General features: G+C 75.6%; 20 protein-coding genes. 10 read left to right on the forward strand and 10 right to left on the reverse strand.

What is annotated here, in order from left to right; genetic code table 11:
* Positions 1–327: 327 nt before the first annotated feature.
* Entirely contained in the window at positions 328–2,682 is a 2,355-nt protein-coding gene (locus NT8_RS16165) for a UvrD-helicase domain-containing protein (RefSeq protein ID WP_067970174.1), read from the reverse strand.
* 191 nt (positions 2,683–2,873) lie between these two features.
* On the opposite strand from NT8_RS16165, the gene NT8_RS16170 reads away from it, so the two are divergent.
* Positions 2,874–3,803 (forward strand): nucleoside hydrolase, encoded by a 930-nt coding sequence (locus tag NT8_RS16170; RefSeq protein ID WP_067970177.1) that lies wholly within the window; start codon positions 2,874–2,876, stop codon positions 3,801–3,803.
* Between the two features lie 90 nt (positions 3,804–3,893).
* Here the strand turns inward: NT8_RS16170 and NT8_RS16175 are convergent, their stop codons facing one another.
* Both NT8_RS16175 and NT8_RS16180 read right to left on the reverse strand, forming a co-directional pair.
* Positions 3,894–4,565: a response regulator gene (locus tag NT8_RS16175; RefSeq protein WP_067970180.1), complete on the reverse strand. Its 672-nt coding sequence runs from the start codon at positions 4,563–4,565 to the stop codon at positions 3,894–3,896.
* A gap of 67 nt (positions 4,566–4,632) precedes the next feature.
* Positions 4,633–5,847: an ATP-binding protein gene (locus NT8_RS16180; protein ID WP_067970183.1), complete on the reverse strand. Its 1,215-nt coding sequence runs from the start codon at positions 5,845–5,847 to the stop codon at positions 4,633–4,635.
* 316 nt (positions 5,848–6,163) lie between these two features.
* On the opposite strand from NT8_RS16180, the gene NT8_RS16185 reads away from it, so the two are divergent.
* Entirely contained in the window at positions 6,164–7,558 is a 1,395-nt protein-coding gene (locus NT8_RS16185; RefSeq protein ID WP_449406616.1) for a PspC domain-containing protein, read from the forward strand.
* Positions 7,545–7,745, forward strand: coding sequence for a hypothetical protein (locus NT8_RS16190; protein WP_067970189.1), 201 nt, complete (start codon positions 7,545–7,547; stop codon positions 7,743–7,745). The genes NT8_RS16185 and NT8_RS16190 overlap by 14 nt, the downstream gene beginning before the upstream one ends.
* Positions 7,746–7,821: 76 nt before the next feature.
* Here NT8_RS16190 and NT8_RS16195 read toward each other — a convergent pair whose 3' ends face one another.
* The 6 genes from NT8_RS16195 to NT8_RS16220 form a co-directional block, all read right to left on the reverse strand.
* On the reverse strand, positions 7,822–8,148 hold the full coding sequence (locus NT8_RS16195; RefSeq protein WP_067970191.1) for a hypothetical protein: 327 nt from the start codon (positions 8,146–8,148) through the stop codon (positions 7,822–7,824).
* A 187-nt stretch (positions 8,149–8,335) separates the two neighbouring features.
* Positions 8,336–8,884 carry an AAA family ATPase gene (locus tag NT8_RS16200; protein WP_067970193.1) on the reverse strand — a complete coding sequence of 183 codons (549 nt, stop codon included), beginning with the start codon at positions 8,882–8,884 and terminating at the stop codon, positions 8,336–8,338.
* A 569-nt stretch (positions 8,885–9,453) separates the two neighbouring features.
* Entirely contained in the window at positions 9,454–10,320 is an 867-nt protein-coding gene (locus NT8_RS16205; RefSeq protein WP_067970196.1) for an ABC transporter ATP-binding protein, read from the reverse strand.
* A gap of 75 nt (positions 10,321–10,395) precedes the next feature.
* A complete protein-coding gene (locus NT8_RS16210) occupies positions 10,396–11,481 on the reverse strand; it encodes a FecCD family ABC transporter permease (RefSeq protein WP_084468997.1) in 1,086 nt (361 codons plus the stop codon).
* Positions 11,478–12,413 carry a FecCD family ABC transporter permease gene (locus NT8_RS16215; protein WP_084469000.1) on the reverse strand — a complete coding sequence of 312 codons (936 nt, stop codon included), beginning with the start codon at positions 12,411–12,413 and terminating at the stop codon, positions 11,478–11,480. Before NT8_RS16215 ends, NT8_RS16210 begins: the two co-directional genes overlap by 4 nt.
* Before the next feature lie 529 nt (positions 12,414–12,942).
* Entirely contained in the window at positions 12,943–15,264 is a 2,322-nt protein-coding gene (locus NT8_RS16220) for a molybdopterin-dependent oxidoreductase (RefSeq protein ID WP_067970198.1), read from the reverse strand.
* A 178-nt stretch (positions 15,265–15,442) separates the two neighbouring features.
* On the opposite strand from NT8_RS16220, the gene NT8_RS16225 reads away from it, so the two are divergent.
* From NT8_RS16225 to NT8_RS16250, 6 genes are all read left to right on the forward strand, one after another.
* On the forward strand, positions 15,443–16,378 hold the full coding sequence (locus NT8_RS16225) for an HpcH/HpaI aldolase/citrate lyase family protein (protein ID WP_067970201.1): 936 nt from the start codon (positions 15,443–15,445) through the stop codon (positions 16,376–16,378).
* A gap of 87 nt (positions 16,379–16,465) precedes the next feature.
* Positions 16,466–17,431 carry a bifunctional helix-turn-helix transcriptional regulator/GNAT family N-acetyltransferase gene (locus NT8_RS16230; RefSeq protein ID WP_067970204.1) on the forward strand — a complete coding sequence of 322 codons (966 nt, stop codon included), beginning with the start codon at positions 16,466–16,468 and terminating at the stop codon, positions 17,429–17,431.
* An 89-nt stretch (positions 17,432–17,520) separates the two neighbouring features.
* Positions 17,521–18,225 (forward strand): response regulator transcription factor, encoded by a 705-nt coding sequence (locus NT8_RS16235; protein WP_067970206.1) that lies wholly within the window; start codon positions 17,521–17,523, stop codon positions 18,223–18,225.
* Positions 18,222–19,640 (forward strand): sensor histidine kinase, encoded by a 1,419-nt coding sequence (locus NT8_RS16240; RefSeq protein WP_084468999.1) that lies wholly within the window; start codon positions 18,222–18,224, stop codon positions 19,638–19,640. The genes NT8_RS16235 and NT8_RS16240 overlap by 4 nt, the downstream gene beginning before the upstream one ends.
* Positions 19,641–19,704: 64 nt before the next feature.
* Entirely contained in the window at positions 19,705–20,733 is a 1,029-nt protein-coding gene (locus NT8_RS16245) for a cation diffusion facilitator family transporter (RefSeq protein ID WP_067970209.1), read from the forward strand.
* Between the two features lie 284 nt (positions 20,734–21,017).
* Positions 21,018–21,923 carry a DMT family transporter gene (locus NT8_RS16250; RefSeq protein ID WP_067970212.1) on the forward strand — a complete coding sequence of 302 codons (906 nt, stop codon included), beginning with the start codon at positions 21,018–21,020 and terminating at the stop codon, positions 21,921–21,923.
* A 70-nt stretch (positions 21,924–21,993) separates the two neighbouring features.
* Here NT8_RS16250 and NT8_RS16255 read toward each other — a convergent pair whose 3' ends face one another.
* The gene (locus tag NT8_RS16255) at positions 21,994–23,265 is read right to left on the reverse strand and encodes a glycosyltransferase (RefSeq protein ID WP_067970217.1); all 1,272 of its coding nucleotides are present in this window, start codon (positions 23,263–23,265) and stop codon (positions 21,994–21,996) included.
* 436 nt (positions 23,266–23,701) lie between these two features.
* Here NT8_RS16255 and NT8_RS16260 point away from each other — a divergent pair, with 436 nt between their 5' ends.
* Positions 23,702–24,235, forward strand: coding sequence for a VOC family protein (locus NT8_RS16260; RefSeq protein WP_067970220.1), 534 nt, complete (start codon positions 23,702–23,704; stop codon positions 24,233–24,235).
* The last annotated feature ends 263 nt before the right edge of the window (positions 24,236–24,498 follow it).

Raw genomic sequence — 24,498 nt, forward strand, 5'->3', positions numbered from 1 at the left:
TTCGTGTCGGGTCTCCCGCCGGGCGCTTGCGCAACCGGTCGAGGCCAACCCCTCGATCTTACTCCGTTCGCTCCGCCTGTCAACTTCCGGCGTTTCGTTCGGAGTGGTTCCACCCTACCGTCCGTCACGAGTGCTCGTGACCGCCGGCGGTGTGGGGTACCGGGCCTGGCCGCGGGTGTAACCCGCGTCCGTGTCGCTCGGTGTCCTCAGACTACCCGCTCGGCGAAGTGCTCGTGACCGGTTGCGCGAACCCGGGGCGATCCGATGCCGGGTACCGGCCCGGGCGACCGCTCTTCGCGGTCCCCGGGCCGGCGCTGACCGCGCCGGTCAGAGCTTCTCGATGGGCGCGAACTTCACCAGGAAGTCCTTCTCCCCGATGTCCGCCCCGAAGTCGATCCGCGCCTTGGTGCGGTCGCCGGCGCCGTCGACCAGGATGACCGTGCCCATGCCGAACGCGTCGTGGGTGACCTTGTCCCCCGGGCTCAGCGTGGGCACGTTCCCCGTGACGGCGGGCCGGCGGGGCTGCGTGGCGAACCTCGGGCGCGACGGCGCGACGGCGGACTCCGAGCGCCGCCAGTCGATCAGCTCCTTGGGGATCTCGTCCAGGAACCGCGACGCCGGGTTGTACGAGGGCGTGCCCCACGCGCTGCGCACGGCCGACCGGCTCACGTACAGGCGCTGCTGCGCCCGGGTGATGCCGACGTAGGCGAGCCGCCGCTCCTCCTCCAGCTCCGCCTTCTCCCCCAGGGTCCGCATGTGCGGGAACACCCCGTCCTCCATGCCGGTGAGGAAGACGACGGGGAACTCCAACCCCTTGGCGGCGTGCAGGGTCATGAGGGTGACCACTCCCCCGGTGTCGTCGGCGTCGGGGATCTGGTCGGTGTCGGCGACGAGGGAGATCTGCTCCAGGAAGTCGACCAGGGTGGCCTCCGGCTCCGTCCCCTCCGGGCCGCCGGCGCCCTCCGGACCGTCGCCGCCGGCCGGGCCGCCGTCGGCCGCGGGCGGTCCGGCGTCGGCGGCCGGGTCCTGGTCGGTGTCGGCGTCGAGGTCCTCGTCCACGTACAGCGGACCGGTGAACGTGTTCTCGAACTCGCGGGCGACGTCGACGAACTCCTCCAGGTTCTCCACCCGGCTCTCGTCCTGGAGGTCGGTGGAGTTGGCCAGCTCCGACAGGTACCCGGTGCGCTGGAGCACCGCCTCGACGATCTCGGAGGGGGTGGCCTCGGGCGCCAGTTCCTCCAGCTCCTCCAGCAGCGCGACGAACTCGCGGACGGCCTTGAGCGACCGGGCGGCCAGGCCGGGGGCCTCGTCGGCGCGGCGGAGGGCGCGGGAGAAGGAGATGCGCTCGCGGGCGGCGAACAGCTCGATGTTCTCCTCGGCGCGGTCGCCGATCCCGCGCTTGGGGACGTTGAGGATGCGGCGCAGGCTGACGGTGTCCTCGGGGTTGGCGATCACCCGGAGGTAGGCGAGGATGTCGCGGATCTCCTTGCGCTCATAGAAGCGCACGCCGCCGACGATCTTGTACGGCAGCCCGGTCCGGATGAACACGTCCTCGAACACGCGGGACTGCGCGTTGGTGCGGTAGAAGACGGCGACCTCGGCGGGGATGCAGGCGCCCTCGTCGGTGAGCCGGTCGATCTCGCCGACGACGAACGCCGCCTCGTCGTGCTCGTTGTCGGCGACGTAGCCGGTGATGGACGGCCCCACGCCCTGGTCGGACCAGAGCCGCTTGTCGGGGCGGTCGGGGTTGCGGCGGATCACCGAGTTGGCGGCGTCGAGGATGTTCTGGGTGGAGCGGTAGTTCTGCTCCAGCAGGATGGTGCGCGCCTGCGGGTAGTCGCGCTCGAACTCCAGGATGTTGCGGATGGTGGCGCCGCGGAACGCGTAGATCGACTGGTCGGCGTCGCCGACCACGCACAGCTCGGGCTGCGGGACGGGGTCGGCGGGGTCGCCGTCGCCCACGAGGAGCCGGACCAGCTGGTACTGGGCATGGTTGGTGTCCTGGTACTCGTCGACGAGGACGTGCCGGAAGCGGCGCCGGTAGTACTCGGCGACGTCGGGGAACATCTGGAGCAGGTTGACCGTGAGCATGATGAGGTCGTCGAAGTCCATGGCGCCGGCCTCGTGCAGCCGCCGCTGGTACAGCGTGTACGCCTCGGCGAGCCGCTTCTCCTGGTCGGTCTGCGCCTGCTCGCCGAACGTGTCGTAGTCGACCAGCTCGTTCTTGAGGTTGGAGACCTGGGCGGAGAACGACTTGGGCGGGTACCGCTTGGGGTCGAGGTCCATCTCCTTGCAGACGAGCTGCATCAGCCGCTTGGAGTCGGCGGAGTCGTAGATGGTGAAGCTGCTGGGGTACCCGAGCCGGCCGCCCTCGCGGCGGAGGATGCGCACGCACGCGGAGTGGAACGTCATGACCCACATGGCGTTGGCGATCCGGGAGCCGAGCAGGCCCTCGATGCGCTCCTTCATCTCGGCCGCGGCCTTGTTGGTGAAGGTGATGGCGAGGATCTCACCGGGGCGCACGCCGCGGTCGGCCAGCAGGTGGGCGATGCGGTGCGTGAGGACGCGGGTCTTTCCGGACCCGGCGCCGGCGACGATGAGCAGCGGGGCGCCGGAGTGCGTGACGGCGTCGCGCTGGGGCTCGTTCAGGCCTTCGAGGAGCGGTGCTTGGGAGGACGACACCCCACCTAGGTTACGGGGGCGGGGTGACCGCCCGTGCCTCGGCCGGGTCCGCCCGGGGGGCCGGGCGCGGGGCGGCGGGGGCGCCGTTCGGGCACGTCGGCGCGGGGGCGCGCGACCCCGCCCGGCGCGGGCGGGTGGTGGCGGACCTAGGCTGTGGACGGCAACCAACAACGGACATTCTTGGAGATACGTTGCGAATTTTCGTCGACTGCGATCCGGGGATCGATGACGCGCTCGCGCTCGCGTACCTGACCGCGCACAGCGACGTCGAACTCGTCGGCGTGGGGACGGTCTTCGGCAACAACAGCGTCGACGTCACCACCGGCAACGCCCTGCGGCTGCTCCGCCTCTACGGCCGGCCCGACGTCCCGGTGTCGCGCGGCGCGGGGCGGCCGCTGGTGCAGCCGCCGACGCTCGCCGAGTCGGTGCACGGCGCCAACGGGCTCGGCGACATCGACGTGCCCGAGGCGGACGCCGTGCCCACCACCGAGTCCGCGGCCGAGGCGCTGGTGCGCGCGGCCCGGTCGGCGCCCGGCGAGGTCGACGTGCTGGCGGTCGGCCCGCTGACCAACCTGGCGCTCGCGCTCGGCCTGGAGCCGGAGCTGCCCCGGCTGGTGCGCCGGGTCGTCGTCATGGGCGGCGCGGTGCGCGTGCCCGGCAACGTGACCCCGTGGGCGGAGGCGAACACGGCCAACGACCCCGAGGCGGCCGAGGTGGTGTTCGCCGCCGGGTTCGACCTGACCCTGGTCGCGCTCGACGTCACCATGCGCGCCACCGCCCCGGCGGCGTGGCTGGACGAGCTGAAGACGCTGGAGGGCGACCGCGCGTGCACCACGTCGTCGTTCCTCGACTTCTACGTGGGCTGGTACAGCAAGGCGCTCGGGGAGCGGACGTGCGCGATGCACGACCCGCTCGCCGCGGCGGTGCTGCTCGACCCCGCGCTGGCCACCGAGGCGCTGGAGGTGCCGGTCCGCGTGGAGCTGCACGGCACCCACACGCGCGGCCTGACGGTGGCCGACCTGCGGTCGAACGCCGCCGACGACGACCGCCCGGCGGTGCGCCTGGTGACCGAGGTCGACACCGAGGCGTTCTTCACCCGGATGATGGACGCGCTGCGCTGACGCCGCGCCGCGGGGCCGGGCGCGGCGGGCGGCCCCGCCCCGCGGCCGGCCCCGCCCGGACCGGACCGGACGAGACCGGACGAGACCGGGTCAGACGAGTTTGCGGGCGGTCGCCCACCGGCTGAGCTCGTGCCGGTTGGAGAGCTGGAGCTTGCGCAGCACCGACGACACGTGGGTCTCGACGGTCTTCACCGAGATGAACAGCTCCTTCGCGACCTCCTTGTAGGCGTAGCCGCGGGCGATGAGCCGCAGCACCTCGCGTTCGCGCTGGGTGAGCCGGTCGAGTTCGGGGTCCATCGGCGGGGCGTCGGTGGCGGAGAACGCGTCGAGCACGAACCCGGCCAGGCGCGGCGAGAACACGGCGTCGCCGTCGGCGACGCGGACGATGGCGTCGGCGAGTTCGCGCCCGGAGATGGTCTTGGTGACGTAGCCGCGCGCGCCGCCGCGCACGACGCCGATGACGTCCTCGGCCGCGTCGGACACCGACAGGGCGAGGAACCGGATCTCGGGGTGCTGGGGCAGGACGCGGCGGAGCACCTCGGCCCCGCCGCCGCCGGGCAGGTGGACGTCGAGCAGGACGAGGTCGGGCCGGGTCTCGGCGATGACGCGGACGGCGGCGTCGACGTCGCCGGCCTCCCCGATCACGTCGACGGCGTCGCCGAGTTCGCCCCGGACCCCGCTCCGGAAGAGGCGGTGGTCGTCCACGATGACGACGCGCGGGGTGGCGCCGTCGGCGAAGGTGCTGCTGTTGTCGTCTCCCACACCTTGGACCTTACCCACCCGGGGGGCGGGGCGCCGCTCCGCGGCCCCGTCCGGCCGCGGGGCGGGGTCAGGCGGGGTCGGTGGGGCGGGGCATGCGCAGTTGGACCTCGGTGCCCTCGCCGGGGGCGGTGCGGATGCGGGCGCTGCCGCCGTGGCGCTCCATGCGGCCGATGATCGAGCCGCGGACGCCCATGCGGTCCTCGGGGATGGCGTCGAGGTCGAAGCCGTGGCCGCGGTCGCGGACGAAGATGAGGACCTCCTCGGCGTCGACCTCGCCGTACACCGAGATGGTGTCGGTGCCGGCGTACTTGGAGGCGTTGACCATGGCCTCGCGTGCGGCGCGCAGCCCGGCGTGGACGGTGTCGTCGATGGGGCAGTCGCCGACGCACACGACGTCGATGGGCACGCCGTGGGCCTCCTCGACCTCGGCGGCGGCGCGTTCGAGGGCGGGGGTGACGGTGGTCTCGGCGTCGGCGGGTCGCTGGTAGAGCCAGCTGCGCAGGGCGCGTTCCTGGACGCGGGCGAGCCGCTGCACCTCGCGCGGGTCCTCGGCGCGGCGCTGGATGAGGGTGAGGGTGTGCAGGACGGAGTCGTGGATGTGCGCGGCGAGTTCGGCGCGCTCCTGGTTGCGGATGCGCTCGCGGCGCTCGCGGTCGCGCTCGCGGACCAGGCCGACGATCCAGGGGGCGACGATCATCGAGATGCCGGCGAGCATGGCGATGGCGAAGGTGAGCCCGGCGCGGGCCTCGTGCAGCTGCTGCTGGAAGATCAGGAAGCCGATGACGCCGATGACGACGAGGAGCACCCCGGCGCCGGTGCGTGCCCACCCCGTGCGGCTGTGGAAGGCGGTGGTGGACATCCACTCGTCGCGCTGGGCGGGGTTGGCCTGCTGCCACAGGATGGTGGCGCCGAGCGCGCCGAACACCAGCAGCCACAGCAGCGGGTCGAACACGCCGCCGAACACCAGGAAGAGGACGCCGAGACCGCCGGCGAGGGCGATGTAGGCGAGGAGCTGGCTGATGTCGCGGCCCTTGCGCCGCTGCTCGGCGCCGGGCTCCGCGGCGGGGGTGTCGGGGTCGGCCTCGGGTTCGACGGGGACGAAGAACACGAGGACGACGTAGACGGCGATGCCGATGCCGCCGATGCCCAGGGCGAGCAGGGCCAGCCGGGTGACCACGGGGTCGATGCCGAGGTGGCGGGCCAGCCCGGCCCCCACCCCGGCCACGAGTCGGCCCCCGCGGGCCCGATGAAGCCGCGGCGTGTCGTCGGCCGTGTCCGTCACTGTGCTCGCGTCCCCTCGCTTTTCCCGCGTCCGCTCCCCAGAATGCCCCTTGCCGGCGCGCGCCCGCATCAGGGGCGCGCCCCCGGACCCCCCGACCGGGGGTTCAGGGTGCGTTCAGGGTCGTCCCGGATGGGACGGGGCGCGGGCGCCGACGACCATGGAGGGCGTGAGGTGGGACAGGTGACCGATCGTGGATGACGGGCGAGGACCGGTGGACGGCGCGGCGCGGCCGGAGGCCGCGGCGCCGACGCCGGGCGGAGCGGCGTCCGCGGGCGCGGAACGGGAACGGGGCCTGTCCCGCCTCAACGACAGGGGCGTGGTGACCGGTGTGTGCGCCGGGTTGGGCGCCTATACGCGGATCGACCCGGTGGTGTGGCGGGCGGCGTTCGCGGTGACCGCTCTGGCGGGCTTCACCGGTGTGTGGCTGTACGTGGCGGCGTGGGCGATGATGCGCGACGCGTCGGGCGGCCCGGCGATGCTGGAGCAACTGCTGAACCGGCGCATCGCGCAGCGGGCGGTCCCGGCCCTGCTGGGGGCGGGGCTGGCCGTGGCGGGGGCGCTGAGCCTGGCCGGCGGGTTCAGCTGGGGCACTCTGGTCCTGGCCACCCCGCTGATCCTGGGGCTGCTGGTGGCGCACAACCGCGGGGTGAACCTGCAGCGCACCTACCGCGACCTGCCGGGGATGCTGAAGTCCAAGGAGCCGCCGCCGGCGGCGCCGGCGCCCGAGCCGCGGCCGGCGTACTACAACCCGGCGCAGCCGTGGGCGCAGGCGCCGAGCGGGCCGATCGACCTGAAGGTGGTGGCCGACCGGGCGCGGGCGGCGGCGCCGCCCGGTGCCGGGGCGGACGACGACGAGGAGGCCCCGGGCGGCGGCCGCCACCCGCTGCTCGATCCGCACCAGCTGCTCGGGGGCCTCGGCGGCCACGCGGGCGTCGACCCGCACCGCCTCCTGGGCGGTGTGGGCGGTCAGGCCGTGGCCGACCCGCTGGGCGCGGGCGCCGCGCGGCGCCGGGCCCGGCGCGCGGAGCGCCGCCGCCGCCGGGGCATCCGGCTGTTCGCGGTGGCGACCTGGGCGTTCCTGGCCATCACCGGCATCGCCCTGGCCGTGGGCGAACCGTCGTCGCCGGCGGGCCTGCTGGGGGACGCCATCGGTCCGGTCTACCTGGGGAGCGTCGTGGTGGTCATCGGGGCGGCCCTCGTGCTGGGCACGTGGGTGGGTGATCCGCGCGGGCTGATCGCGGCCGGGGCGGTGGTGACGCTGGTGCTGGTGGCGACGGTGTCGCTGGACGTGCCGGGCATGCGGTTCGCGGTGGAGGAGTGGCGGCCGGCGACGGTCGCGGAGGCCGAGCGGCCCTACACGCTGACCGGGGGCGCCGCCGAGCTGGACCTGACGGGCCTGGCCGCCGAGCCGGGGCAGCGGGTGAACGTGTCGGCCGACGTGCGGTTCGGCACGATCGAGGTGCTGGTGCCGGCCACGGCGCGGGTGGTGGTGCGCGGGCGGGCGTCGATCGGGGAGATCACGATCGACGACGCGGTGCGCGCGGGCACCCGGCTGGACGTGCGGCGGACCCTGGAGCCGGAGCCGGGCGAGGGCGCGGGCGGCCGCGCCGGGGAGGAGCGGACGGGCGCGGCCGGGGACGACCCGGTGACGCTGGTGGTGGACCTGCGGTCCTACGGAGCTGATATGGAGGTGCGGCGTGTCACGGCATGAGACCGACTGGGGGTCGCTGGTCGCCGGGCTGCTGTTCGTGCTCCTGGGGGCCGCGTTCGTGGTGAGCGGCACCACCGACTGGGGGTTCGACGCGGTGTGGGTGCTGCCCGTGCTGGCGATCGGGCTGGGCGTGGCGGGCGTGGCGCGGGCCCTGGCCGCGTCGCGCGACACCGACGAGCGGAGCTGAGGCGGGGCCGCCGGCCCGGCGGGTGGGGCCGGCCGCCCCGCTGCGGCTTCGGGGCCGGCGCGGGGCGGCCCGGCGCTCAGAGGGTGTCGAGCAGGGTGGCGACGGTCGTGGCGAGGCTGACGGCCAGCAGGATGAAGCCCCAGTACTGCATCGGCACGAAGAAGAAGGTGTGCCGGTCGCGGGAGACCACCGGCTGCCCGGTGGCGGGGTGGTAGGCGGCGCGGGGGGCGTTGAGGCGCTGGCCCAGGAGGAACACGACGACCCCGGCGACCGCGAGTCCGCCCGCGGTGCCGAACCGCATCAGGTCCGGGCCGAGCGCGACCTCCGCGACCAGGGTGCCGGGGCCCGCGAGCACGGCCGCGATGAGCAGCACGAGGATGCCCGCGCCACGCCAGACGATCATTCTTCTCCTCCTTCGGAACGCGACGGCGCGGAGAGGATACCGCGCCGGCCGGTGTTCCGGTCCGCCGTCGTCCACGTAACGGTCGGACCGGAACACCGCGCCGGGGTGGTCACCGGCCGGGGGGCCGCTCGGCGACGGGCCGGCGGTCCACCGGGTCGACGGCCGGGCGTCACACGCGGAGCGGCGGTCAGCGGCCGGGGACCCGCTCGGCGATGAAGCGCAGCCGCTCCGCGACGGAGGCGCGCGGCAGCTCGACCAGGTCGTAGCCGTAGTGCCGGTAGGCGGCGGTGACCGCCTCGTAGGTGCGCTCGGCGGTCTCCGCCGACTGCCAGCGCTCCCCGTCGCGCACGTAGATCTCCGGCCACGGCGGGGCGGCGAACACCCGGGGGTGGTAGCGGAACACGCGGGCGGCCGCGTCGACGTGCGCGGGCACGGCCAGCCCCTCCAGGCGGAGGTAGCCCGCGACGTCGACCACGCCCCGGTCGAAGAACACCCGCCCCTCGGTGGGCGCGGTGCGGTGGGTGTGCATCTCCCGGCAGAGCATGGCCTCGGCGAACAGGGCGGGGTCCCGCCACGGCAGCGCGGGGCCGCCGATGGCGGTCTGGTCGCGGATGATGGCGCGCCCGGCCTCCTCGGTGGTGCCGTGTCCGGCGGCGCGCAGCCGGTCGATGAGGGTGGTCTTGCCCGATCCCGGGCCGCCGGTGAGGACGGTGAAGCGGTCAGTGGAGGCCGTCATGGGCCGCCGCCTTTCGTTCGGGCCCGCGACGCGGGCGCGGTGGACGGGCCGGTCGCGCCCGTTGCGGGCGGGCCGGCGCGGTCGCTGCACGGCGGTGGGAGGGGCGGCCGGACGTCGGCCGGAGGCGCGCGGGCGGGTCCGTCGGGACGCGCGGGCGGTAACGGGGGGAAAGGTGCGCCGGGCGGCACCGGGAGAGGCCGCGCCGATCGGGCGGCGGCGGGCGGCCCGTCGCGGACGGGCGGGCGGCGCGGGCGGGCGCGGAACCGCCGGGCCCGGCCCCGAAGGGCGGGCGGCGTACGCGGGCCGCGTGGCCGTGGCCCAGGATAGCGGTGCCGCAGCGGTGCCGCGCTCCGCCACCGTGCACCGCGCGGCGGGCGGCGGCCCGGCCCCTGGCAGCCGGCGGGACCGCAGCCGGGGGCGGGCACCGCGGCCCAAGGGGTCAGGCGGAGCGGCGCTCCACGTGGCCGTCGCCGGCACGGCGGGCGATGCGGGCCCCGGCGGTCGCCGGGACCGGAGCCGGGGGCGGGCGTACCCGGGGCAGGGCCCCGGGCGGGTGCCGCGTCCCGGGGTCAGGCGGAGCGGCGCTCCGTGTCGCCGTCGGCGGCGCGGCGGGCGATGCGGCCCCGGCGGTCGGCGGGGACCACGAGCGGGGTGCCGGTCGCGGGGTCGGGGATCACCCGCACCGGCAGGCCGAACACCCGCTCCACCAGCTCCTCGGTGACGATCTCGGAGGGGTCGCCCTCGGCGACGACCTGGCCGTCCTTCATCGCGATGAGGTGGGTGGCGTAGCGGCACGCGTGGTTGAGGTCGTGCAGCACCGCGACCAGCGTGTAGGAGCGCTCGTGGTGCAGCTCCGCGCACAGGTCGAGCACGTCCATCTGGTGGGCGATGTCGAGGAAGGTGGTCGGTTCGTCCAGCAGCAGCAGCGGGGTCTCCTGGGCGAGGACCATCGCCAGCCACACGCGCTGCCGCTGGCCGCCGGACAGCTCGTCGACCATGCGCCCGGCCAGGTCGGTCACCCCGGTGGCGTCCATGGCCTCGTTGATCTTGCGCTCGTCGGCGCGCGACCACTGCTTGAGGAACTTCTGGTGCGGGTAGCGGCCGCGGGCCACCAGGTCGGCGACGGTGATGCCGTCGGGCGCGATCGAGGACTGCGGGAGCAGGCCCAGGCGCCGCGCCACCTCCTTGGAGGGGTAGGAGCCGATGAGCCGGCCGTCGAGGTGCACCGCGCCGGTCGACGGCTTGAGCATCCGCGACAGGGCGCGCAGCAGCGTGGACTTGCCGCACGCGTTCGGCCCGACGATGACCGTGAAGGAGTTGTCGGGGATGCTCACGCCGAGGTCCTGGGAGACGACGCGCTGGTCGTAGGCCAGGGTCAGGTTCTCCCCCCACAGCCGGGACGGCCCGGGGGTCTGCTCGCTCGCGGGGCTGTTCACAGCGGGATCTTCTCTCGTCGCACGGGCGGGCGGGGTGCGGCGGCGCGCGCCGGCCCGTCCGCGTGGGTCGGGGTGTCAGGCACGTCCGGTGCGCCATTCACGGTAGAGCAGCCACACCAGGTAGCCGCCGCCGATCACGGCGGTCACCGCGCCCACCGGCAGCTGCGCGGGGGCGACCAGCCGCTGGGCCGCCAGGTCGGCGGCGATGAGCAGCAGCGCGCCCATGAGGCCGGCGCCGAACAGGGCCGTGCCGCTGGTGCGTGCCAGCCGCCGGGCGAGCTGGGGCGCCGCCAGGGCGACGAACCCGATCGGGCCGGACACCGCGATGGCGACACCGGTCAGCGCGCTCGCCGCGAGCAGCGCCGCCGCCTGGGTGCCCTGGACCGGGACGCCGAGCGCGTACGCGGTCTGGTCGCCCATCTCCATCAGCCGGAGCCGGGGGCCCAGCGCCAGGAGGAAGGGGACGAGCACGCCGACGCCGATGGCGACGGCGATGACCTCGCCCCAGCCGCGGCCGTTGAGGCTGCCGATCATCCAGATCTGGGCGGTCATGGCGTCGGTGAGGTCGGCGCGGGTGATGAGGTAGTCGCGGACCGAAAGCAGCATGGCGTTGACGCCGATGCCGACGAGGATCAGCCGGTAGCCCTGGACGCCCTTCTTGAACGCGAGCAGGTAGACCAGCACGGCGGTGAAGACCCCGCCGGCCACCGCCCCGAGCGACACCTGGAGCATGCTGCCGCCGAGCACCAGGATGGTGGCGACCGCGCCGGTGGCGGCGCCACCGGTGAACCCGATGATGTCGGGGCTGCCCAGGGGGTTGCGCGACAGGCTCTGGAACACGGCGCCCGCCACGCCCAGTCCGACGCCCACCAGCACCGCGGTCCAGGCGCGCGGCAGCCGGACGCCCTGGACGAAGAACAGGTCCAGGCGCTCCCCCTGGCCGATCAGGGCCAGGAGCACGCGCGGCAGCGGGATCTCGTAGTCGCCGACCATGAGCGACACGGCGAACAGGGCGACGGTGGCGGCGAGCAGGGCGCCGTAGACGGCGGCCACGCGCGGGCGCAGCACGAAGGAGACGCGGCCCCCGGCGGCGCGCAGCACGCGCGGCCGGGCGGGCGGGGCGGGGGTCCGCGCGTCGGGGCGCGGGAGGGTGGCGGTCACAGCGCCGCCATCTTGCGGCGGCGGACCAGCGCGATGAACACGGGGGCGCCCACGAGTGCGGTGATGATGCCGACCTCCAGTTCGCCGTTGGGCAGCACGATCCGGCCGACGGTGTCGGCGCCGGTGAGCAGGATCGCGGCGAGGACCGCGGAGTAGGGCAGCAGCCAGCGGTGGTCGGGGCCGACCAGGGCGCGGGCGACGTGCGGGACGGTCAGGCCGACGAACCAGATCGGGCCGGCCGAGGCCGTGGCGCCGCCGCACAGCAGCACGATCGCCACCGCGGCCAGCAGCCGCGTGCGGTTGATGCGGGCGCCCAGAGCGGCGGCGAGGTCCTCGCCGAGGGCGATGGTGTTCAGCGCGGGGCCGAGGCACAGCGCCAGCACGATGCCGACGGTGAGGAACGGCCACACCTGCACGAACGTCTCCAGGCCGCGGCCGACCAGCGAGCCCACCAGCCAGAAGCGCACCCGGTCGAACACGAAGTCGTCCAGCGCGAAGATGGCGTAGATGATGCCCTGGAGGACGGCGGCGACGGCGGTGCCCGCCAGTGCCAGCCGCACCGGGGTGGCGCCGGTCCGGCCGCGCGAGCCGAGCGCGTACACCAGGACGGCGGTGATCCCGGCCCCGGCGAACGCGAACCACATGTGGCCGCTCGCGCTCGTCACGCCGAAGGCGAAGAGGGAGACGACGACGGCGGCCGACGCGCCGGAGTTGATGCCGAGGATGCCGGGTTCGGCGAGGGGGTTGCGGGTGAGCCCTTGCATGAGCGCGCCGGCCAGGCCGAGGGCGGCGCCGACGAAGATGCCGAGGACGGTGCGGGGCAGGCGCAGCTCGTAGACCACGCTGTGGTCGTAGGAGCCGTCGTTGCTCCACAGGGCGTCCCAGACCGTGGCCAGGGGGATGGGCTTGGCGCCGACGGCGATGCTCAGCATCACGCAGAGCAGGAGCACGCCGAGGGCGGCGGCCAGGCCGGCGGCGCGCACCGCGTGGGTGCGGGCGCGGGCCCGGGTGCGCTCGCGGAGCAGGTCGGCGGCGACGGCGGTGTCCTCGGTGCCGTCGAGGACCCCGGTGGCGGCGGCGGGCCGCTCCAGACTCACCGCGGTCGCCCCGGTCGCGCCCCGGGGGCGCGCCGAAATCGCAGGCACACGTTGGTCCTCCGGTCACCTCTGGGTCGCCGACTTAGTAGAGGCTAACCTATCTTCCTGTCGGGGAGGAACCCGGACGTACCAGTGACCCGGGTCTCGACCGGGCGAGGTGGGGGCGGTGGCGGGCCGGCCGGCGGAGCGGCGGCCGTCCACAGGCGGCGCATCCGCCTGGCCCCGGCCCCCCGCGATCGGCTTGACTTGGAATAGGGGTCCCCCCGGCGCCGCGGCCCACCCCGCCGTTCACCGGTCCGGGGCGCGCCGCCGTGCCCGGCGGCGGCCGGGCGCCGGGTCCTATGCGGCGGGCGGGCGCCGGGCCCTACGCGCCGGCGGGCGGCAGGGGCGGGTCGAACGCGCGCACCGGGGGCGGGGTGCCCTGGTAGCGCTCCACCTCCACCAGGACCAGCTGGCCCGTGCACCCCTGCGCCAGCGACGATGTGCCCACGTCGGCCGTCAGCACGTTCGGGTTGCCGTGCGCGCAGGTCACGTCGGCCGCCGACGGGTCGTACCAGGCGCCCGTCGACAGCTGGACCACCCCGGGCCGGAGCTCCCCGCTGATCCGCACCCCCGCGAGCAGGCTGCCGCGGTCGTTGGCCACCCGCACCAGGTCGCCGTCGGCGAGCCCGCGCGCCGCGGCGTCGCCGGGGTGCATGCGCAGCGGGGCGCGTCCGGCGACCTTCTCCGACCTGCTGTGCGCGCCCATGTCCTGCTGGCTGTGCAGCCGGCCGGAGGGCTGGTTGGCGACGAGCAGCAGCGGCCAGGTCCGGGACCGCTCCGACCCCGGCCGCTCCTCCCCCGGCAGCCACACCGGGTGGCCCGGGCAGTCGGGGTAGCCGAACCCGGCGACCGTCGCGGAGTACAGCTCGACGCGCCCGCTGGGGGTGTCCAGCGGGTGCGCGTCGGGGTCGGCGCGGAAGTCGCCGAACAGGGCCTCGTCGGCGGAGCGGGCGGGCAGGTCGACGCCGCCCGCCGCCCAGAAGCCGTCGAACCCGGGCAGGTCGCCCGGCTGGGTGGCCCGCCACGACTCGTAGAGGTGGCGCAGCCACTCGGCGGAGGTGCGCCCCTCGGTGAACGCCTCGCGCGCGCCCAGGCGCTCGGCCAGCGCCGCGTAGGTGTCGTACTCGTCGCGGGCCTCGCCGCGCGGCGGCACCGCGCGGGGCATCGCGCGCAGCCGCAGGTCGCCCTGGCTGACGGCGAAGTCGTCGCGCTCCAGGCTGGTGGTGGCGGGCAGGACGATGTCGGCGTGGCGGGCCGTGGCCGTCCAGTGGGTCTCGGCGACCACGACCGTGTCCGGGCGGCCGAAGGCGCGGGTGAGCCGGGCGAGGTCCTGGTGGTGGTGGAAGGGGTTGCCGCCGGCCCACACGACCATGCGGATGTCGGGGTAGGTGCGGCGCTCGCCGTCGAAGTCGTAGGCGGCCCCGGGGTGCAGGAGCATGTCGGCGACCCGGGTGACGGGGATGAACCCGGTGACCGGGTTGGCGCCGCGCGGCAGCTTGGGCAGCGGCAGCGGGGTCGACCCGCCGCCGTAGTTGCCCATCGACCCGTACCCCGACGCGAACCCGCCGCCGGGCAGCCCGATCTGCCCGAGGCAGGCCGCCAGCGCGATGCCCGCCCACAGCGGCTGCTCCCCGTAGCGGGCCCGCTGCACCGACCAGCCGACGTTGACCAGGGTGCGGCCGGCGGCCATGCGGCGGGCCAGGCCGCGGATGGTGTCCTCGGGCAGGCCGCAGATCGCGGCCGCCCACGCCGGGGTCTTCGGGGTGCCGTCCGCGCCGCCGGTGACGTAGCGGTGCAGCACGTCGGCGCCGACGGTGTAGCGGTCGAGGAACCCGCGGTCGGCCAGGCCCTCGTCGAACAGGACGTGGATGAGGGCGAGCATGAGGGCGGTGTCGGTGCCGGGGGCGGCGGGCAGCCACTCGGCGCCCATCGCGGCGGTGGTGTCGTCGCGCAGCGGGCTGATGGAGACCGTGCGCAGGCCCCGCCCCGCCGCCGCGCGCATGCCCGGTTCGGCGGTGTGCGCGGCGCGTCCGCCCGACGCGATCCAGGTGTTGGACACGCGCAGGCCGCCGAAGGACACCAGCAGGTCGGTGTGCTCGGCGACCGCCTCCCAGGTGGGGGGCGCGTCCAGCAGGGCGTGCGCGCCCCGGGGGCCGACGACGTGCGGGAACAGCACTTCGGCGGCGCCGTGGCTGTAGGTGGTGCGGGAGGCGGTGTAGCCGCCGATGGCGTTGAGGAACCGGCGGAGCTGGCTCTGCGCGTGGTGGAACCGGCCGGCGCTGGCCCACCCGTAGGAGCCGGCGTAGATCGCCTGGTTGCCGTGGTCGCGGCGGACGCGGTCGAACTCGGCGGCGAGCAGGTCGAGGAGGGTGTCCCAGTCGACGGCGACGTACTCGTCGCCGGGGGCGCCGCGCCGGTCGTCGGGGCCGGGTCCGTTGTCGAGCCAGCGGCGGCGCACGGCGGGGCGGTCGACGCGGGCGGCCGAGTTCTGCGCTCCGGGGGTGTTGGCGATCAGCGGGGCGGGGGCGGGGTCGTCGGGGTCGGGGCGGACCCCGACAACGGTGTCGTCGGCCACGAGGACCCGGTAGGTGCCCCAGTGGGCGCTGGCCGGGAATTCCCGGACCTCGGTGTGCTGCTCGGACACCCGTGTCCCCCTTCGTCCGCGTGCCGCCGCAATGTACTTTATGCGCGGTTCGCCGCCGGGTCGGGGCGCGCCGCCGCGCCGCGCCCGTTCCCGCACCTCCCGGGCCCGTGCCGGCGGGCGTTTGCGAGTATGGCGGCGTCGGTCACAACGGGCAGCACGAGCACAGGGGGTCCCCGCCATGGTGGCGTCGCGGTCGCGCCGGTCGGTTCTCGCGGTGCCGGGGTCGAGCCCCCGGTTCATCGCCAAGGCGCGCGGCCTGCCGGTCGACGCGTTCTTCCTCGATCTGGAGGACGCGGTCGCCCCCGCCGAGAAGGACGCCGCGCGGGTCGCGGTGGTCGACGCGCTCAACGAGGGCGGCTGGGACGGGCGGCTGCGCACGGTCCGCGTCAACGCGCTCGACACGCCGTGGACCTACCGCGACGTGGTCGCCGTGGTGGAGGGCGCCGGCGCCGCGCTCGACTGCCTGGTGCTGCCCAAGGTGACCGGCCCCGACCAGGTCCGCTGGCTCGACCTGCTGCTCACCCAGATCGAGCGCGCCACCGGTCTGGAGCCGGGCCGCATCGGCATCGAGGCGCAGATCGAGGACGCGCGCGGGGTGTCCCGGGTGGACGAGATCGCCGCCGCGTCGCCCCGCCTGGAGTCGCTGGTGTTCGGGCCCGCCGACTTCATGGCGTCGGTCAACATGCGGTCGCTGGTGGTGGGCGAGCAGCCGGCGGGCTACGACGTCGGCGACGCCTACCACTACGTGCTGATGCGCATCCTCATGGCGGCGCGCGCCAACGGCCTCCAGGCGATCGACGGCCCCTACCTGGCGGTGCACGACGTCGACGCGTTCCGCCGGGCCGCCCGGCGCAGCGCCGCCCTGGGGTTCGACGGCAAGTGGGTGCTGCACCCGCTCCAGGTGGACGCCGCCAACGAGGTGTACGCCCCCGACCAGGACGACTACGACCACGCCGAGCGCATCCTGGAGGCGTACGCGCACGCCACCGAGGTGGAGCGGCGCGGTGCGGTGATGCTCGGCGCGGAGATGCTGGACGAGGCGTCGCGCAAGATGGCGCTCGTCATCGCCGAGAAGGGCCGTGCGGCGGGGCTGCAGCGCTCCGATCCGCGCTAGCCGGGCCCGGCGGGCCGCCGCGGGTTTCCGCGCGGGCCCGCGTCCGCTATTTTGTTTGACACAGTCAATGAAATAGGAGGTGGCGCCATGACCGAGACGGCGGTGCCGCGCGTGCCCGACGAGGACGTCGCGGCGGTCCGGGCGTTCAACCGGTTCTTCACCCGGTCGGTGGGGGTGCTGCGGCCGGGGCTGCTCGACTCGCCCTGGTCGCTGACCGAGAGCCGCATCCTCTACGAGCTGGCGCACCGCGACCGCACCGAGGCGATCGACCTGCGCCGCGCCCTGGACATGGACGCCGGCCAGCTCAGCCGGGTGCTCACCCGCATGGAGGCCAACGGCCTGCTCACCCGCGCCCCCTCCCCCGACGACGGCCGCCGCCAGGTGGTGCTGCCCACGGCGGCGGGCCGCGCGGCGGCGCGCGACCTCGACGAGCGGTCCACCACCCAGGTCCGCGGCCTCATCGGCCACCTCGGCCCCGACGGCCGGCGGCGGCTGACCGCCGCCCTGGCCGAGGTCCGCCGGCTCCTCGACCCCCCGGCGGCCCCCGCCGGCGCGACCGTCCCCGCCCCCGCCTCCGCCCCGGTGCTCCGCGGCCTGCTCCCCGGCGACCTCGGCTGGGTGATCGGGCGCAACGGCGCCCTCTACGCCGCAGAGCACGGCTTCGACGCCGACTACGAGGCCCTGGTGGCGGGCGTCGCCGCCGACTACGCCCGCACCCGCGACCCCGCCACCGAGGACGCGTGGATCGCCGAGGTCGACGGGCGGCGGGCCGGCGCCGTGTTCTGCATGCGCGACGACGCCGAGACCGCCCGGCTGCGGCTGCTGCACGTCGAACCGGGCGCCCGCGGCCACGGGGTCGGCACCCTGCTGGTCGACACCTGCCTGGACTACGCGCGCGACCGCGGCTACCGGCGGATGGTGCTGTGGACGGTCTCGGTGCTGGCCCCCGCGCGGCGCGTCTACCAGCGGGCCGGGTTCGCGCTGCGCTCCGAGGAGCCCGCGCGGATGTTCGGCCGCGACCTGGTCGGCCAGACGTGGGCGCGCGACCTGTGACCGCCCGCGCCGGCGCGCGGCCCGGACGCCCACCCGGGTCCGGTGCGGCTCTTACCGGCGGCTAACCCTCCTGGGCCAGGATGAACGGCATGACCACACCCGCCCGTGTGCTCGTCGCCGACGACGACCGCGCCATCCGCGACTCCCTCGAACGCGCCCTGGAGCTGGAGGGCTACGAGGTGCGGACCGTCGCCGACGGCGTACAGGCCATCGCCGCCGTGCACGCCGACCCGGTCGACCTGCTGGTACTCGACGTGATGATGCCGGGCGTCGACGGGCTCGGCGTGTGCCGGGTGCTGCGCGCCGAGGGCGACCGCACGCCGATCATGATGCTGACGGCGCGCGTGGAGACCCCCGACCGGGTGGCGGGGCTGGACGCGGGCGCCGACGACTACCTGCCGAAGCCGTTCGAGCTGGACGAGCTGCTGGCCCGGCTGCGGGCGCTGCTGCGCCGGGCCGCGCCCGCGCCCGAGGGCGGCCCGGCGCCGGTGCTCCAGGTCGACGACCTGCGGCTGGACCCGGGGGCGCGGCGGGTGTGGCGGGGCGACCGCGAGGTCGAACTGTCGAAGACCGAGTTCGACCTGCTGGAGCTGCTGGTCCGCAACGCGGGGATCGTGCTCGACCACGCCACCATCTACGACCGCATCTGGGGGTACGACTTCGGCCCGGAGTCCAAGAACCTGGCCGTGTACATCAGCTACCTGCGGCGCAAGCTGGAGCCCGCGGGGGCGCCGCCGCTGATCCAGACGGTGCGCGGGGTGGGCTACACCGTGCGCCCGCAGGGGCGGCGGTGACCGCGCCGCCCGAGGGGGCGCGCCGCCGCCCCGTCCTGCCGCCGCCGGCCGAGTGGCGGTTGGGCACCCGGTTCGCGGTGTCGTTCGCGCTGGTGGCGACGGTGGTGATCGCGCTGGTGGGGTCGCTCGCCTACAACACGGCGGCGTTCATGATCCGCACGGACAGCCGTCAGGAGTTCGAGTCGACGGTGAACGGGCTGGTGTCGGACCTGCGGTCGGCGCCCGACGGCGGCAGCGGGGTGGCGACGGTGTCGTTCGCGCTGCACTCGGACTCGTTCACGTTCCAGACGGTGCGGCCGGACGGCGGGGTGAACGTCCCGTTGCAGGCGCGCCGCCCGATCGAGGTGCTGCCGGTGACCGGCGCCGACCGGGAGGTCGCGGTCGCCGACGACCCGGGGGTGGTGGAGACCCGCGAGGACAGCGCCAACGGGGAGGACTACCGGATCGCGACGGTGTCCCTGGGCAGCGGGTCGGGTGCGGTGCAGATCGGGCAGCGCCTGTCGCCGACGGAGCGGATGCTCGACTCGCTGGCCCTGCAGATGGTCGGGGTCGGCGCGGCGGTGCTGGTCGGCGCCGGGCTCGCGGGGTGGCTGGTCGGGCGCCGGGTCACGGGCCGCCTGGTGCGGCTCACCGAGGCGGCCGAGTACGTCAGCTCCACCGGGCGCCTGGACCTGCCGGCGCCGGGCAGCGAGGACGCGGGCGGCGACGAGGTGGGCCGGCTCGGCAACGCGTTCAACGCGATGCTGGCCCGGTTGGCGAGCGCGAAGGACGAGCAGCGGCGGCTCGTGCAGAACGCGTCGCACGAGCTGCGCACCCCGCTGACCAGCCTGCGCACCAACGTGAGCGTGATGCGCCGGTTCGAGCGGCTGTCGCCGGAGGCGCGGGAGCGGCTGGTCGACGACCTGCAGGGCGAGACCCGGGAGCTGACCGACCTGGTCAACGAGCTGGTGGAGCTGGCCACCGACAGCCGCGAGGACGAGCCCGCCACCGAGGTGGTGCTGCGCGAGGTCGCCGAGCGGGTGGCGGCGCGGGCGCGGCGGCGCACCGGGCGCGAGGTCGTGGTCGACGCCGACGACTCCGTGGTGACGGGCCGGGCGGGGGCGCTGGAGCGGGCCCTGTCGAACCCGGTGGAGAACGCCGCGAAGTTCGACCCGGAGGGAACCGCGCCCATCGAGATCGTGGTGCGCGGCGGCCGGGTGGAGGTGCGCGACCGGGGGCCCGGCATCGACGACGCCGAGGTGGGGCACGTCTTCGAGCGGTTCTACCGGGCGACGTCGGCGCGCGCCATGCCCGGGTCGGGGCTGGGGCTGTCCATGGTGAGTGACATCGCGGCGCAGCACGGCGGCGGGGTGTTCGCGCGCAACCGCGAGGGCGGCGGGGCCGTCATCGGATTCTGGGTGCCGACACGCCCCTGAGGCCGCCGGGCGCCGGGGCCCCGTTGCGCGACGATGGTCGGACGCGCGGCGGTCGGGGGGACGCATGGTGGACGACGGTTCCGGTGCTGCGGCCGACGCCGGGAAGCGGGCGGGGGACGGCGGCAGCCTGCTGACCGTGGTGCTGGCGCTGGCGGCCAACATCGGGGTGGGGCTGCTGAAGCTGGCGGCGGGGCTGATCACCGGATCGGTGGCGATGCTGTCGGAGGCGGCGCACTCGGTGGGCGACTCGGTGACCGAGGTGCTGCTGCTCACGGCGCTGCGGCGGTCCCGGCGGCCGGCGGACCGGCGCCACCCGTTCGGGTACGGCAAGGACCGGTACTTCTGGGCGCTGTTCGCGTCGGTCGCCATCTTCGCGTCGGGGTCGATGTTCTCCCTGTACGAGGGCGCGCGCACGATGATCCGCGGCGAGAGCGAGCAGACGGCGCCGTGGGTGGCCTACGTGGTGCTGGCGCTGGCGTTCGTGATCGAGGGCGTGTCGTGGACGCAGGCCCACCGCGAGGTGCGGCGGGAGGCCCGCGACCAGCGGCGGTCGTTCCTGTCCTACCTGCGCGACCCCGACGACCCCGCGGTGAAGACGGTCTTCCTGGAGGACAGCGCCGCGCTGACGGGGCTGCTGCTGGCGGCCGGCGGCGTGGGCCTGCACCAGCTCACCGGGTCGGGGGTGTGGGACGGGCTGGCGTCGGTGCTGATCGGCGTGCTGCTGGCGTGGGTGGCGTTCCTGCTGGCGGCGACCAACGAGGAGCTGCTGATCGGGCAGCAGGCGCACATCGGCCTGGTCCGGCGGGTGCACGCGTGGCTCGGCGCCCGCCCGGAGGTCACGGAGGTGGCGGACCTCCTCACCATGATGGTGGGGGTCGACCAGGTGCTGCTGTGCGCGCGCCTCGACTTCGACGACGCCCTGTCGGCCGCCGACCTGGAGCGCGCGTGCGTGCGCCTGCACCGCGAGCTGACGGCGGAGTTCCCCGACCTCGGGGAGATCTTCCTGGAGCCGGTCCCCCGCGACGACCCCGACGTCCGCGCCCGCGTCCGGGCCCGCTACGGCCACCCCCTCCCCCCGTCCGCCTCCCCCTGACCGCCGCCGCCCGCGCGGCGGCGCAGCGGGGCCGCCGTCGGTCACTGCGGGTGGCGGGGCGGTGCGGGGGCGTGGTCGCGGTGGCGGCTTCCGAGACGGTTTATCGCGATTTGATCTCAGTCCCTTGAGGATGCCCTGGTCAGGTCCTTGTGCGGGAGGGGCCCGCGGGGGCGGGGGCCGGGGACGCGGCGGACGGTCGGGTGCGGCGCGTGCATTACTGTTCCGGTGCACCGCCTCGCCGCCGCGCGGGCCGGGATCGTTCGTGGAAGAGAGCGGAGCCGTAGATGACGTGGTCCGTCGCCGTGGCCGTCGTGGGCGCGCTGGCCGTCGCGGCCGGCGCGGCGTTCCAGGAGCGCGCCGCGATGCGCGCCCCCGCCACCGGCATCAGCCAGGCGCGGCTGCTCCGCCATCTCTGCCGGAGCCGGCGCTGGCTCGCCGGGACGTTCCTGACCGGGTTCGGGGTGGCCGCGCACATGTGGGCGCTGGGCCACGCGCCGCTCATCATCATCCAGCCCATCGGGATCAGCGGGCTGCTGTTCGCGGTGATGCTGTCGGCGTTCTTCCACCGGCGCCGGCTGACCGGCGGGCAGGTCGTGGGGTCGCTGGCGGTGATGGCGGCGCTCGCCGGGCTGCTCGGCACCCTGCCCGTGCACGCGGGCACGCCGCACCTGTCGCGGACCGAGATGGTGCTGATGCCGCTGGCCTGCGCCGGGGTGATGCTGCTCTGCGTCCTCGTGGCCCGGCTGGTGGGCGACGCCACCCGGGCGTGGACGCTGGCCACGGCGGGCGGGGTCGCCTACGGGGTGACCTCGGCGTTCGCCCGGGTGATCGGGGTGGGCGCGCTGGAGGACCCGATGCACCTGCTGCGCCCGCTGACGCTGGTGGCGCTGGCCATCGGCCTGTGCGGGGCGCTGATCGTGCAGAACTCCTACCGCACCGACCACTTCGCGCTGGCCTACGCGACGCTGCTGATCAGCGACCCGATCGCGGCGACGGTGATCGGCGTGGTGTTCTTCGGCGAGCGGGTGCCCGCCGACCCGGTGAGCGCGACGATCGCGGCGACCGCGGCCGTGGTGGGGGCGGTCGGGGTGGCGCTGCTGGCGAAGTCGTCGGGCGCTCCGAACCGGGTGCCCCCCGTGGCGCCGGCGAACCGGGCGGTGCGCCCCGTCGCCCGCCCGGTGTCCCGGTAGGGCCGAAGGGGGCGGGCCGCCGTGCCGGTGGGGCCGGGGCGGCGCGCACCCGCCGCCCCGGCCGTCCGGGTCAGGTGGTCGCGCGGCCCTGGGAGCGGGCGACGTCGCGGTAGATCGCCTCGAAGCGGTCGAGGGAGTGGCGCTCGTCGTGCCGGGTGGCGATGTCGCGCCCGGCCTCGCCCATGCGGGCCCGTTCGTCGGCGGAGCCGATGATGGCGTTGAGGTACTTGGCGAGGTCGCCGCTGTCGCCGGGCGGGTACAGGTAGCCGTTGCGGCCCGGGTGCACCAGGTGCGGCAGCGCCATGGCGTCGGCCGCGACGACGGGGAGCCCGCTGGCCATGGCCTCCAGGGTGGCGATGCTCTGCAGCTCGGCGGTGCCCGCGATGGCGAACACGTCGGCGGCCCGGTACACCTCGGGCACGTCGGGCACGTCCACGACGCCGATGAACCGGACCCGGTCGGCCACCCCGGTGCGGGCGGCCCGCTCCTCCAGGTCGCGGCGGCGCGAGCCGGACCCGGCCAGCACGAGCAGCGCGTCGGAGTCGAGGTGCGGCAGGGCGTCGATCAGGTCCTCGATGCGCTTCTCCTCGTCGAGGCGGCCGACGAAGGTGATCACGGGGACGTCGGCGGGCAGCCCGTACCGGGCGCGGGCGGCGGCCCGCTCGCCGTCGGCGGGCGGGCGGAACCGGTCGAGGTCGATACCGCAGGAGACCGCCTCGACCGGCCGGGGGAACCCCTGGTCGGTGAGGAGGCGCGCGGCCGTGGCGGTGGGCGTGGTGATGTGGTCGACCCCGGAGAGGACGCGCACGAAGTCGCGCCAGGCCGCGCGCCCCACGGCGGGGCGCAGCGCCGGCGGCACGTGCAGGTAGGTGAAGAGGTTCTCCGGCATGAAGTGGTTGGTGGCGACCACCGGGATGCCGCGCCGGCGGGCCGCGCCGATGAGCACGCGGCCGATGAGGAAGTGGTTCTGCACGTGGACGACGTCGGGCCGCAGCCGGGCGAGGAGGCGGTCGGCGTGGCCGGCGGCGCCGGGCGGGAGGGCGAGCCGGACCGTGTCGTGCACCAGGGACGGCATCGACCGCAGGCGGTGCTCCACCACGTCGCCGTCGCGGTCGATGTAGGGGCGGCCGGCGGTGGAGGGGCACAGGACGTGCACGTCGGCGCCGCGCCCGGCGAGGCCGTGGACGAGGCGGGCCGTGAAGTAGGACGCGCCGTTGACGTCCGGGGGGTAGGTGTCGGTGCCGATGAGCACCCGCAGCGGGCGGTCCGGAGCGGGGTCGGCGGTGTCCCGGGGGGCGTGCGCCCGGGCGCGGCCGCCGGGCGCGGGTGAGGTCACGGCCATGGTGGAGGTCTCCTGGGTCGGGCGCGGAAGAGCGCGGCCAGTATGGTCGCCGTTCGTGGCGTGCCGTCGACCGTGCGGTGACGGAGAGGCGTCGGCTCCGCTCCGCGCGGTGCCGCGACGATACGTCGCCGGGGGCGCCGCGGGTGGGGCTTGCGCGGACCGTTGCCGACCGGTGACCCGGCCCCGCCCACCGATCCCCCCGAACGGGGACGTATCAGGCGCGGAGGCGGCGCGCCGGTCCCCGCCACCGGGTGGCCCGGTCGCCTCCGGGGCGCCGGTGCCCCTCCGGCCCGCCGCGCGCCGACCGGAGCGGGCCCGGACGGGGCGCGGCGGAACGGGGCGGAAGGGGGGCGGCCCCGGTGGCATGGAGGACGGGACTGGACCTGATTCGGTCCTATCGTCGGGCCCGTCAAGCCGCACCGGCGAAAGGACCCCGATGTCGCAGCAGACCAGCCCCGCCCCCGAGGGCTACACCTCCGTCGCCCCCTGGGTCGTCACCGACGACACGGGGGCGTTCCTCGACTTCGTCACCGAGGTGTTCGAGGGGGTGGAGCTCGGGCGGGTGCCGACCGAGGACGGCGGGATCGGCCACGGGGAGGTCCGCGTCGGCGACACCGTCGTGCTGGCGTTCGACCGGCGGCCGGAGTGGCCGCGCATGCCGAGCCTGCTGCGCGTGTTCGTGCCCGACGCGGACGCGGCGGTCGCACGGGCCGTCGCGGCGGGCGCCGAGGTGGTCACGCCCCTGGACGACAACGCGTTCGGGCAGCGGGGCGCCCGCGTGCGCGACCCGTTCGGCAACATCTGGTGGGTGACCTGCCACGTCGAGGACGTCGCCGAGGAGGAGATGTGGCGGCGGCTCCAGGAGCCCCGCTACGCCGAGGGCATGCGCGTCGCGCAGGAGACGCTCGACGCCGAGCTGTCCGGCCGGGGCAGCGGGCGCAGCAGCGCCCCGGTCCGGCCGGCCGGCTGACCCGTCGGCCGGCCCGGCGCGGGGGCGCCGTCGACGCGCGGCGGGCGGCGTTGGGCGCGGGCGGTCGGGCGGTCGGGCGGTCGGGCGGTCGGGCGGTCGGGCGGTCGGGCGGTCGGGCGGTCGGGCTAGGGTACGCGCCATGGCCTCCCCCCTGCGCCCCGGAGACCCCGAACGCATCGGCCCGTTCGCCGTCCGCGCCCGCTTGGGCGGCGGCGGGATGGGCGTCGTCTACCTCGGCCGCTCCCCCGGCGGGCACACCGTGG

It is taken from the genome of Nocardiopsis trehalosi NBRC 14201 (assembly GCF_001552555.1).
Classification (GTDB): domain Bacteria; phylum Actinomycetota; class Actinomycetes; order Streptosporangiales; family Streptosporangiaceae; genus Nocardiopsis_B; species Nocardiopsis_B trehalosi.